9 protein-coding genes are annotated in these 11787 nt (G+C 65.7%); 6 read left to right on the forward strand and 3 right to left on the reverse strand.

Translation table 11 applies throughout. The annotated features are described in order from the left end of the window. Positions 1 to 50: 50 nt before the first annotated feature. From AC1RQK_RS15325 to AC1RQK_RS15350, 6 genes are all read left to right on the forward strand, one after another. Positions 51 to 1025, forward strand: a complete 975-nt coding sequence (locus AC1RQK_RS15325; protein WP_492371373.1) for a Bug family tripartite tricarboxylate transporter substrate binding protein — start codon at positions 51 to 53, stop codon at positions 1023 to 1025. Between the two features lie 11 nt (positions 1026 to 1036). Then, the gene (locus AC1RQK_RS15330; RefSeq protein WP_492371374.1) at positions 1037 to 1753 is read left to right on the forward strand and encodes an RraA family protein; all 717 of its coding nucleotides are present in this window, start codon (positions 1037 to 1039) and stop codon (positions 1751 to 1753) included. A gap of 243 nt (positions 1754 to 1996) precedes the next feature. Beyond that, positions 1997 to 3274, forward strand: coding sequence for a bacteriohopanetetrol glucosamine biosynthesis glycosyltransferase HpnI (gene hpnI / locus AC1RQK_RS15335; RefSeq protein ID WP_492371375.1), 1278 nt, complete (start codon positions 1997 to 1999; stop codon positions 3272 to 3274). After that, positions 3271 to 4692 carry a hopanoid biosynthesis associated radical SAM protein HpnJ gene (gene hpnJ / locus AC1RQK_RS15340; protein WP_492371376.1) on the forward strand — a complete coding sequence of 474 codons (1422 nt, stop codon included), beginning with the start codon at positions 3271 to 3273 and terminating at the stop codon, positions 4690 to 4692. The genes hpnI and hpnJ overlap by 4 nt, the downstream gene beginning before the upstream one ends. 17 nt (positions 4693 to 4709) lie before the next feature. Further along, the gene (gene hpnK / locus AC1RQK_RS15345) at positions 4710 to 5561 is read left to right on the forward strand and encodes a hopanoid biosynthesis-associated protein HpnK (protein WP_492371377.1); all 852 of its coding nucleotides are present in this window, start codon (positions 4710 to 4712) and stop codon (positions 5559 to 5561) included. Next, positions 5558 to 6604, forward strand: a complete 1047-nt coding sequence (locus AC1RQK_RS15350) for a lysylphosphatidylglycerol synthase domain-containing protein (protein ID WP_416051584.1) — start codon at positions 5558 to 5560, stop codon at positions 6602 to 6604. The genes hpnK and AC1RQK_RS15350 overlap by 4 nt, the downstream gene beginning before the upstream one ends. Here AC1RQK_RS15350 and AC1RQK_RS15355 read toward each other — a convergent pair. From AC1RQK_RS15355 to AC1RQK_RS15365, 3 genes are all read right to left on the reverse strand, one after another. Then, positions 6588 to 8669 (reverse strand): 3-hydroxyacyl-CoA dehydrogenase NAD-binding domain-containing protein, encoded by a 2082-nt coding sequence (locus AC1RQK_RS15355; RefSeq protein WP_492809655.1) that lies wholly within the window; start codon positions 8667 to 8669, stop codon positions 6588 to 6590. The genes AC1RQK_RS15350 and AC1RQK_RS15355 overlap by 17 nt on opposite strands. A gap of 73 nt (positions 8670 to 8742) precedes the next feature. After that, the gene (locus AC1RQK_RS15360; RefSeq protein WP_492809657.1) at positions 8743 to 9945 is read right to left on the reverse strand and encodes an acetyl-CoA C-acyltransferase; all 1203 of its coding nucleotides are present in this window, start codon (positions 9943 to 9945) and stop codon (positions 8743 to 8745) included. 32 nt (positions 9946 to 9977) lie between these two features. Beyond that, positions 9978 to 11735: a long-chain-fatty-acid--CoA ligase gene (locus AC1RQK_RS15365; RefSeq protein WP_492809659.1), complete on the reverse strand. Its 1758-nt coding sequence runs from the start codon at positions 11733 to 11735 to the stop codon at positions 9978 to 9980. Between the last annotated feature and the right edge of the window lie 52 nt (positions 11736 to 11787).

Consider the following 11787-nt stretch of genomic DNA (forward strand, 5'->3'; position numbering starts at 1 on the left):
GCATCGCACGACCTTCCTTCCTTCATTCATTTCATCCACCAGGGCGCACCATGAACTATCTGCTGAAGTGTCTTCGCCTCGTCGCGGCGGGCTTGCCGCTGCTTGCCACGGCTGCCCATGGCGAGCCCGCGTATCCCTCGAGGCCGATCCGCATCCTTGTGGGTTTTTCTCCTGGTGGCTCGAACGATATCGTCGCCCGTCTGCTGGCGCCCAAGCTGTCCGAGGCCCTGGGCCAGCAGGTGCTCATCGACAACCGCCCCGGCGCCGGCGGCAACATCGCTGCCGACACCATGCTGAAAGCGCCCGCCGATGGCCACACCCTGATGATCTGCACCACGGGGATGCTGTCCATCCAGCCGTCCTTGCAGAAGGTCAGCTACGATCCGCAGACCGACATCATTCCGGTGTCCCTGATCGCCAACACGCCGTATATCGCGCTGGTCAACGCGGCGCTGCCTATCCACAACGTCAGGGAGCTGATCGCGTATGCCAAGGCCAATCCAGGCAAGCTGAACTTCGCTTCGTCTGGCAATGGCACGGCGGGCCACCTCGCGGGCGAAATGCTCAAGCTGCGCGCCGGCATCAACATTGTCCATGTGCCTTACAAGGGCACGGGGCAGGCCATGACGGACCTGCTTGGCGGCCAGGTCTCCATGATCTTCGACCAGCCCATCAGCTCCCTGCCTTACGCCAAATCCGGAAAGCTGCGCGTGCTTGGCGTGGCGTCGCTGCAGCGCTTGCAGTCGCTGCCCGACGTGCCGACTTTTGCGGAGTCGGGCGTGCCCGGGTTTGACCCCGTGGCGTGGACCGGGCTTTGCGCGGCCAAGGGCACGCCGGCCAGCGTGGTGGCGCGCTTGCAGCACGACGTGGCGCAGGTGCTGCGCCAGCCGGAGATTGCGCAGCGCCTGAGCCAGGACGGCATGGAAGTGGTTGGCAGCACGTCGGATAAATTCCGCGAGTTCCTGGCCACCGACAAGCGCAAGTGGGTCAGCGTGATCAAAGAAGCCAACGTCACGCTGAATTAAAGGGACACGACATGGACATCGACATCGACATCGACATCGAGAGCAACCTGCCGGATATGGTCCGGGATTTCGAGCGTGTTCGCCCGGACCTGGTCGAGCAAGCATCTCAGTTCGCCGCCTCGATCTTCGCGGATGTGGCGGGGCGCCGGGGCGGCATGCACGGGCGCATCGCACCGCTCGACCGCGCGAGCCGCTTCTGCGGGACCGCGCTCACGGTCGAAGTCCGGCCGGGAGACAACCTGATGATTCACGCCGCCATGGCGCTCGCAAAGCCAGGTGATGTGATCGTGGTGGACGGCAAGGGCGACCAGTCTTGCGCGCTGATGGGGGCCATCATGACGAACCAGTGCAAGGCGCTTGGCGTGGCGGCGGTGGTGCTGGACGCGGCATCGCGCGACGCCGACGAGATCCGAGAGCTGGGCTTTCCGATGTACTCCGTGGGCACGAATCCCAATGGTCCCACCAAGCTTGTGCCCGGCCGCGTCAACCATCCGATTCAATGCGGCGGCGTTACGGTCAGGGCCGGTGATCTTGTGATCGGCGACGCCGATGGCGTGGTGGTGGTCGAGCGCGAAAAGGTGGCCGAGCTGATCGGGCGGGCGGCCGAGAAGGTGGTGGCGGAGCGAAAGCGGATCGATGGTATCCGGTCCGGCCAGGCGTTGCGCCCGGCGTGGCTCGACGCGTCCTTGCGCGCGGCGGGCGTGCTCAAGGCGGGCGAGGCGCTCTGAGCGTAGCTGGCAATCCGGGCCTGTCTCTGGCCCTGGCCCTTCCGATATAAATAAAAGTAACAAGAATTGTTATCAATATCTTTCTTGTCTAATTTAGGTACCCCACGTTGTCCCCATGCCATCCGCGATCTTACTAGTGGACGAAATAACTTCTGTGCGTCATATTTCCCCTTAATACTTCCTTAAGTATTCACGCTATACCGTACAACTTTAGTCAAAACCTTAATTTGAGGGCTGGCCGAAATGACGTTGGGAGGGCTCGCTGGTCCGGCAGTTGCATGGCTCGCGGCAGGATATGCCGTGGCGGCGGCGTGGATCAGCCGACGGTCCTCGCCCGGCCCGGCGCCCGCCTGCGTAGCCCCGGATAGCGCGAGCGTTCGGCCCGTGAGCGTGCTCAAGCCACTCTGCGGCGCCGAGCCTCGTCTCTACGAAAACCTGGCCACCTTGTGCAGACAGCAGCACCCCGCCTACCAGATCGTGTTTGGTGTACGCGCTGTCGACGATCCCGCCATAGGCGTCGTGAAGCGCTTGCGCGCCGATTTCCCCGCCTGCGAGATCGACCTGGTCATCGATCCCCGGGTGCATGGCAGCAATCTCAAGGCCAGCAACCTGATCAACCTCTGCGCCAGCGCGCGCCACGCATGGCTGGTGGTCGCCGATAGCGACATTGCCGTGGCGCCGGATTATCTGGCACGCGTTACCGCCCCCCTGGCCGATGCCCGGGTCGGTGTGGTGACTTGCCTGTATCGCGGCCATCCGGTCGGCGGCTTCTGGTCGCGCCTGGGGGCGGGATTTATCGACCACTGGTTCGCGCCTTCGGTGCGGATCGCCCACGCGGGCGGCTCCCGCAGTTTTTCCTTTGGCGCTACCATTGCCCTGCGGCGTGACGCACTGGCCGCAATTGGCGGGTTCGAAGCGCTCTCCAACCGCCTTGCCGACGATTTCTGGCTGGGCGAGCTGGTTCGGCGCCAGGGGCTGGAGACGGTGCTGTCGGATGAGATGGTCACCACAGATGTGACTGAATCAACTCTTTTCGATCTCTGGGCGCATGAATTGCGGTGGATGCGCACCATCCGCTCGCTCAATCCGGCTGGCTTCGCCTTCACCTTCATCACGTTCACCTGGCCAATGCTGGCGCTGGCCGCCTGGATTTCGCCGCAGCCGCTGGTGCTGGCCGCGGTGGTGTTGGGCGGGCTGGCACGCAGTTTCCTGGCTGGCGGCCTCGGCGCCGCGCTGATGGCGCCGCTGCGTGATACCTTGCTGCTCGTGGAGTGGGCGGTTGCCCTGGCCGGATCGCAGGTGCGTTGGCGTGATCGGATATTGCCGGTGCGAGACCCTCCCACAGCCGAGGCGCCGCTGCAGCCGCGCGCGCCGGCGGCGCGCGCGGGCATGGAACCTTACCAGGGTGCTGGCGTAACGCTTCGCCCCCTTCCCTTGATGACGGAGGGGACGGACAATGGCGTGCCGGAACGCCAGTCGTCCCTTTCGACAAACGGCTTGAATCCCCCGAGGCTGCTATGAAAACCTTGTTCCTCCAGGTGCCTTCCTTCGATGGCTTTGACGGCGGCGCCGGCTCGCGCTATCAAGCCAAGCGCGAGATCAAATCGTTCTGGTACCCGACGTGGCTGGCGCAGCCCGCCGCGCTGGTGCCGGATAGCCGCGTGCTCGACGCGCCCGCCGACGGCCTGGGTGTGCAGGAAACGCTGGATATCGCCGCCGGCTATGAACTGGTCATCATCCACACCAGCACGCCGTCCTTTCCCACCGATGCCAAGTTCGCGGAAGAACTCAAGGCACGCCACCCAGGGGTGATGATCGGCATGGTAGGCGCCAAGCCCGCCGTCGACCCCGGCGGCACGCTCGGCGCGAGCTCCGCCATCGATTTCGTGTGCCGCGAGGAATTCGACTACACCTGCCAGGAGGTGGCCGCCGGCAAGCCGCTCAAGGACGTGCTCGGCCTGAGCTACAAACTGCCCGATGGCTCGCAGGAGCATAACGGCCCGCGCCCGATGATCGAGAACATGGACGAGCTGCCCTTCGTGGCACCCATCTACCAGCGCGACCTGAAGATCGACAACTACTTCATCGGCTACCTGAAGCACCCCTACGTCTCGATCTATACCGGGCGCGGCTGCCGCTCCAAGTGCACCTTCTGCCTGTGGCCGCAGACCGTGGGCGGGCACCGCTATCGCACGCGCTCCCCGGAGAACGTGATCGCCGAGGTCAAATGGATCAAGGAGAACATGCCCGAGGTCAAGGAGATCATGTTCGACGACGACACCTTCACGGATTTCAAGCCGCGCGTGGAGGAGATCGCGCGCGGGCTGGGCAAGCTGGGCGTGACGTGGTCCTGCAATGCCAAGGCCAACGTGCCCTACAGCACGCTCAAGATCATGAAGGAAAACGGCCTGCGCCTGCTGCTGGTGGGCTACGAGTCCGGCGACGACCAGATCCTGCTCAATATCAAGAAAGGCCTGCGCACCGATATCGCGCGCCGCTTCACCGAGGACTGCCGCAAGCTCGGCATCATCATCCACGGCACCTTCATCCTCGGCCTGCCCGGCGAGACGCGCGAGACGATCGAGAAGACCATCGCCTACGCCAAGGACATCAACCCGCACACGATCCAGGTCTCGCTGGCAGCGCCCTATCCGGGCACCACGCTATACCGGCAGGCGGTGGAAAACGGCTGGCTGGAAGACAACAAGGTCATCAACCTGGTCAACGACAAGGGCGTGCAGCTGGCCGCGATCAGCTATCCGCACCTGAGCAAGGAAGAGATCTACCACGGCGTGGAAACGTTCTATAAGCGCTTCTACTTCCGCCCGAGCAAGATCTGGGAGATCGTGCGCGAGATGCTGGGCAGCTGGGAAATGATGAAGCGCCGCCTGCGCGAAGGGGTGGAGTTCTTCCGCTTCCTGCGCTCGCACGAGGCCTGACCCTGGCTAGCGATCCTGTGGCGTCTGATCCTGCGCGGCGTGCCCTGATCATCACCGCCGACGATTTCGGCCTGCACGGCGGTGTCAACGAAGCGGTGGAGCTGGCGCACCGCGATGGCGTGCTGAACGCCGCCAGCCTGATGGTGGGCGCGAGTGCGGCTGCCGATGCGGTGGCGCGCGCCAGGCGCCTGCCGCGCTTGCGCGTGGGCCTGCATGTGGTGCTGGCCGACGGCCCGGCCGTGCTGGCCCCGGCCGCCATTCCGGCGCTGGTGGATGCGCATGGCCGCTTCGGCTCGGCCATGGCGCGCGACGGCTTCCGCTTTTTCTTCCTGCCGCATGTGCGGCGCCAGCTGGCCGCGGAGATCCGCGCCCAGTTCGAGGCGTTCGCCGCCACCGGACTGACGCTGGACCACGTGAACACCCACAAGCATTTCCACTTGCATCCCACCGTGCTGTCCCTGATCTTGCAGATCGGCCGCGAGTTCGGCCTGCACGCCATGCGCCTGCCCAGCGAGCCTGCGGCGCCGCTGCTGCTGCGGCCCTGGCTGGCTTTGTTGCGCAGGCGGCTGGACCTGGCCGGCATTGCCCACAACGACTACGTGCTTGGCATTGCCAATAGCGGCCGCATGGACGAAGCCGCCTTGCTGGCCGCGCTGGCGGAGCTGCCGGCGGGCGTGGGCGAGATCTACCTGCATCCCGGCGTGGTCTCCGGCGCCGAGGTCGCGCCCAGCATGCGTGGCTATCGCCATGCCGACGAGCTGGCCGCGCTGCTGTCGCCCCGCGTGCGCGAGGCGCTGGAGCGCGCCGGTGTGCGTCGCGGCGGCTTTACCGACATCTTTGGCGCGCCAGGTGCCCTGGCCCCAGCATGAAGCGCCTGATCTACCTGACCGGGCTTTTGGGCATGCTGGCCCTGACGGCACTGGTGCTGCACGAAGGCGCGTCCGACATTGGCCGCATCGTCGGCCAGGCTGGCTGGCCGCTGCTGCTGCTGGTGCCCTTCCACGCCCTGCCGCTGCTGCTGGACGCGCAAGGCTGGCGGGTGTTGCTGACGTCAGCCGATCCGGATGAGTCCGCCGGCCTCGCCTTCCTGTGGTGGGTGGCCACCGTGCGCGAGGCGGTCAACCGGCTGTTGCCTACCGTGGGTGTGGGTGGCGAGCTGGTCGGCATCCGGCTGACCCGCCTGCGTATCGCGGATACCACGGCAGTGACCGCCAGCATCGTGGTGGAAGTCATGGTGACGCTGTTCGCGCAGTACCTGTTCTCCGCGCTCGGCGTGGTGCTGCTGCTGTTGGCGCTCGGTGGCGGCGACGGCCATGCCTGGGTGATCCTGGCTGGCTTGCTGCTGTCCTTGCCGGTGCCAGTGTTGTTTGCGCTCTCGCTGCGCCATAGCGCGCTGTTCGAGCGGCTGGAGGGCGCCGCGCGGCGCTTGTTCGGCGCGGACCACCGGGTGGTCGCACTGATCGACGGCGCCCGGCTCGACGCGCAGATCCGTGCGCTGAATGCGCGCCGCGGCGAATTGCTGGCCGCGCTGTGCTGGCAGTTCGCCGGCCTGGCCTTGGGCGCGGCGGAGATCTGGTTCGCGCTGTGGCTGCTGGGCCATCCCGTCCCGCTCTGGCAGGCGCTGGCGATCGAGTCGCTGACGCAGGCCGTGCGCCATGTGGCCTTCTTCGTGCCGGCCGGCCTTGGCGTGCAGGAGGCGGTGATGATGCTGCTGGGCCACCTGCTTGGCGTCGACCCGCAGGTGGCCTTGTCGCTGGCCCTGGTCAAGCGCGCGCGCGAGGTGCTCTTCGGCATCCCGGCGCTGCTGTCGTGGCAGTGGGTGGAGCTGCGGCGCTACATGGCCCCCAAGGCCGGGCCGGCCAAGGGGGCGCATCGGCACGCAGCGCCGGAACTGCCTACTTCAGGTCGCTGAACTTCCTGCCCTGCGCAACCAGGTCCTCGAGCAGCTTGGCCGGCTTGAAGTCTGCGCCGAGCGTTGCCTCGAAGTTCTTCATGGCCGCCAGCACCTTGTCCAGCCCGATCGTGTCCGCATAGCACATCGGGCCGCCCCGGTACACCGGCCAGCCGTAGCCGTTGACCCACACCACATCGATGTCGGAGGCGCGGATGGCCTTGCCTTCCTCCAGGATCTTCGCGCCTTCGTTGATCATCGGGTAGATGCAGCGCTCCAGGATCTCCTGCTCGGAGACCACGCGGCTGGTCTTGCCCTGCCTGGCGGCAAAGTCGCGGATGATCCCCTCGACGACGGGCGAGGGGATGGCATTGCGCTTCTCGTCGTAGTCGTAGTAGCCCGCGCCGGTTTTCTGGCCGCGGCGGTCCATCTCGCACAACATCTCGCGCAGCGTGGAGCTGCTGGATTTCTCGCGGATCCAGCCCAGGTCCAGGCCGGCCAGGTCGCTCATGGCGAATGGCCCCATCGGGAAGCCGAAGTTGTACAGCACGCGGTCGATGTCCCACGGCAGCGCGCCTGCGAGCACGAGTTTTTGCGCTTCGCGCTGGCGCTGGGCGAGCATGCGGTTACCGACAAAGCCCGGGCACACGCCCACCAGCGCGGCAATCTTGCCAATCTTGCGGGCCAGCTCCATCGACGTGCGGATGACGGGTTTGGAGGTCTTGTCGCCGCGTACCACTTCCAGCAGCTTCATGACGTTGGCCGGCGAGAAGAAATGCAGGCCGATCACGGATTCCGGGCGCGACGTGGCGCGGGCGATCTCGTTGACATCGAGCGCGGAGGTGTTGGTGGCCAGGATGGCACCGGGCTTCACGATCTTGTCGAGCTTGCCGAAGATGTCCTTCTTCACGTCCATGTTTTCATAGACGGCTTCGATGACCAGGTCGGCGTCGGCCAGCTTGCCGAGTTCCAGCGTCGGGGTCAGCAGCGCCATGCGCTTGTCGACCTCGGCGGCGGTGATGCGGCCCTTTTTGGCGGTGTTGTCGTAGTTGGCGCGGATGGTGCGCACGCCGCGGTCCAGCGCTTCTTGCGCGGTTTCCACGATCACGACGGGAATGCCGGCGTTGAGCATGTTCATGGCGATGCCGCCGCCCATGGTGCCCGCGCCGATGATGCCGACCTTCTTCACGTCGATGACCGGTGTGTCGGCTGGCACGTCGGGCAGGTTCCAGACCTGGCGCGAGGCGAAGAAGTAGTAGCGCTGCGCGGCGGATTGCGTGCCGTTCATCAGCTCCAGGAAGAGCTTGCGCTCGACCTTCATGCCTTCGTCGAAGGGCAGGTTGACCGCGGCCTCGATGCAGCGGATGTTGTACTCGGGCGCGTCGAAGCCACGGAACTTGCGGGCGTTGGCGCGGCGGAAGTCGGCAAACAGTTCCGGCTTGCCGCGCGCGGCTTCCACTTTTTCGTTGAGGTCGCGCACCTTGCGCAGCGGGCGCTGATCGGCGTTGACCTGCCTGGCGAAGGCAATGGCGCCGGCGCGCAGCGCGGCGTCTTCGGTCACCAGGTCGAACAAGCCCATCTCGGCGGCGGCGGCCGCGCCGATGTGGGCGCCCGAGGTCACCATGTCGAGCGCCTTGGCGGGGCCGACGATGCGGGGCAGGCGTTGTGTGCCGCCAGCGCCGGGCAGCAGGCCGAGGTTGACTTCCGGCAGGCCGCATTTGGCGGACCTGGCTGCCACGCGATAGTGGCAGACCAGTGCGACTTCCAGCCCGCCGCCCAGCGCGGTGCCGTGGATGGCGGCGACCACCGGCTTGGGCGAGCCTTCGATTGCGGCTTGCACGTCGGCCAGCGAAGGGCCAACCGGCGGCTTGCCGAATTCGGTGATGTCGGCGCCGGCGATAAAGGTCTTGCCCGCGCAGGTCAGGACGATGCCCTTGACGTTGCCGTCGGCGATGGCGCGCTCGACGCCAGCGAGGATGCCGGCGCGGACTGCGGCGGACAGTGCGTTCACCGGCGGCGAGTTGAGCGTAAGGATGGCGATATCGCCTTCCACGGCGAGATCGGCGACTGCGTTGATAGCGGTCATGGGTGTGGACTCCAGTGTGTCGGTGTGTCGTTGTGTCGGTTCAGGTGGCTTGCTGCGAGGGCTGGCGCCCGGCTCAGAAAATCTCGAACAGCCCGGCCGCCCCCATGCCGCCGCCAATGCACATCGTCACGACGCCGAACCTGGCGCCGCGGCGCTTGCCTTCCAGCAGCAGGTGGCCGCTCATGCGCGCGCCGGACATGCCATACGGATGGCCAATGGAGATCGCCCCACCGGAGACGTTCAGGCGCTCGTTCGGAATGCCGAGCGTATCGCGGATATGCAGGACCTGGCTGGCGAACGCCTCGTTCAGCTCCCAGATGCCGATGTCGCTCATCGACAAGCCATGCTGCTTGAGCAGCTTGGGAATGGCGAACACCGGGCCAATGCCCATCTCGTCCGGATCGCAGCCGGCGACGGCCATGCCGCGATACGCGCCCAGCGGCTGCAGGCCGCGGCGTTCGGCTTCCTTGGCTTCCATCAGCACCATGGCGGATGCGCCATCGGACAGTTGCGAGGCATTGCCGGCGGTGATGAAGCTGCCCTCGGCCACGCGTTGCCCATTCTTGAAGACCGGCTTGAGGGCCTGCAGGTCGGCCAGCGTGGTGCTGGGGCGGTTGCCCTCATCCTTGGCCAGCGTGACCTGCTTCTCGCTCACGGCGCCGCTGGCCTTGTCGGTGACCAGCATGGTGGTGGTGATTGGCACGATTTCCGCGTCGAAGCGGCCGGCTTGCTGCGCGGCGGCCGTGCGCTGCTGCGATTGCAGCGAGTACGCATCCTGGGCTTCGCGGCTCACGCCATAGCGCTGCGCCACGATCTCGGCGGTCTCCAGCATCGTCATGTAGATCTGCGGCAGCGTTTGCACCAGCTGCGGGTCCTGCGCGCGGTAGCGGTTGATCTTGTCGTTCTGGACCAGCGAGATCGACTCCAGCCCGCCGCCCACGGCAACCTGCATGCCGTCGACGATGATCTGCTTGGCGGCCGTGGCGATCGCCATCAGGCCGGAGGCGCACTGGCGGTCCATCGACATGCCCGACACCGTGACGGGCAGCCCGGCGCGCAGCAGCGCCTGGCGCGCGACGTTGCCACCCGTGGAGCCTTGCTGCACCGCGCAGCCCAGGATCACGTCGGCGATCTCCGCCGGGTCGATGCCGGCACGCTGCACGGCGTGCGAGATGGCGTGGGCGCCGAGTTCCTGCGCCTGCGTGTTGTTGAAGACGCCGCGATGGGCCTTGCCGATCGGCGTACGTGCGGTGGATACGATAACTGCTTCACGCATGGGAAGTCTCCTGCTGTGTTTTGAGTGAATGCCTAACCGTGGCGATGCGAAACGTCCTTGGCGATGGCCAGGAATGTCTCCAGGTCATCGCGGATCTGCTTTTTGTTGTACTTGCCTACGCTGGTCTTGGGGATGTCCCGCGTGATGGCGACGAGCTTGGGCAGCATCCACCTGGTGATCTTGCCGGTATCGACGCCGTGCACCTTCAGGAAATCGATGACGCTGTCCTCGCTGGCCTCAAAGCCGTTGCGCACGCTGACCAGCGCCAAGGGCTTCTCGCCCCATACCGGATCGGGCACGCCGACCACTGTCGCCTCATGCACGAAATCGGCCATCGCGATCAGGTTCTCCAGCAGTACCGTGGGCACCATTTCCGCGCCGCTGCGGATCACGTCCTTCATGCGGTCGGCGATGGTGATATAGCCCTCGGCATCCACCTTGGCGATGTCGCCGGTGTGCAGCCAGCCGTCTTGCCACAACTCCGCGCTTTTCTCGGGGTTGCGGTAGTACTGCCCGGTCGTCCAGGGCGCGCGCACCACGATCTCGCCGACCGTGTGGTCGTCCTGAGGCACTGGCTTGCCTTTGTCGTCGATGACCTCCACCTCCACGCCAAGAATCGGCAGGCCGGATTTGACCAGCACCGCATCGGTCTCGTCCCGGTCCAGGTGGACCATGGTCTTCTTGATGAACGAGCCAACGATGGTGGGCGCGGTCTCGGTCATGCCGTAGCCCGAACTCATGCGGAAGGTGGGGATCAGGGCTTCCAGCTTGCGCTTGAGCCCGAGCGGCAGCGCGCCGCCGCCCACGCTGACGCGCACCAGGCTGCTGAGATCGTACTTCTTCAGGTCCGGGTATTCGAGCAGCATGGCCGCGATGGTCGCCACGATGCCCACCGACGTCACCTTCTCGCGCTCCACCAGCTCGCAGAAGCCCTGTACGGTAAAGGTCCCGTGAAGCACGATCTTCTGCGCGCTATAGACCGCGACGAAAGGCTGCCCCCAGCCGTGGATGTGGAACATCGGCGTATTCAGCAGCGGCACCGCGCCTTCGCCCAGCCGCGTGCCCAGGCCATCGGCGATATCGTGGTCCGGCGTGTTGCCGATAGCGAGCTGCGCCATCATGTGGATCGTCAGCAGGTAGAGCTGGCGATGCGTGAAGGTGGCGCCCTTCGGCTGGCCCGTGGTGCCGGTGGTGTAGCACAGCGTGGCGTTCACGTCCTCGTGCAGGGCGGGCCACTCGATGGTCTCGGCCTGGCGGGCGATCAGCGTTTCGTACTCGATGATGTTGGGGATGCGGGTCTGCGGCAGCCCCGGCTTGTCCGACATATAGACCACCAGCTCGACCACGTCTTTGATCTGGTCGTAGATGCCTTCCAGCAAGGGCATCAGGGTGTCGTCGACAAACAGGATCTTGTCCTGCGCGTGCCGGATGGTGTAGACGATGTGCTGCGGGGACAGGCGGACATTGATCGGGTGCAACGTGGCGCCAATGCCTGTCACGCCGTAGTACAGCTCCAGGTGGCGGTGGGTGTTGAGCGCCATCGTGGCGATGCGCTCGCCAGGTTCGCCAGGCATGCCGGCTTGCACCTTGAGCTCGCCGCGCAGGCCGTTGGCCAGCTGGGCGACGCGCCGGTACCACTGCATCCAGGTAAAGCGGAAATACTCGCCGGTGGCGGGGTTGCGGTAGACGACGCCGATCTCGTCGGGATACATCCGCACCGGGCGCTTCATGATCGTGGTGAGCACAAGTGGGTAGTGCGTGCTGAATTCCGGATAGGTCCTGAATGTCATCCTGTCTCCTGTTGATCCCTGATCCTGTTGATCCCGATGATCCCGATGTTGG

The organism is Cupriavidus sp. GW822-FHT02D05 (assembly GCF_058802485.1).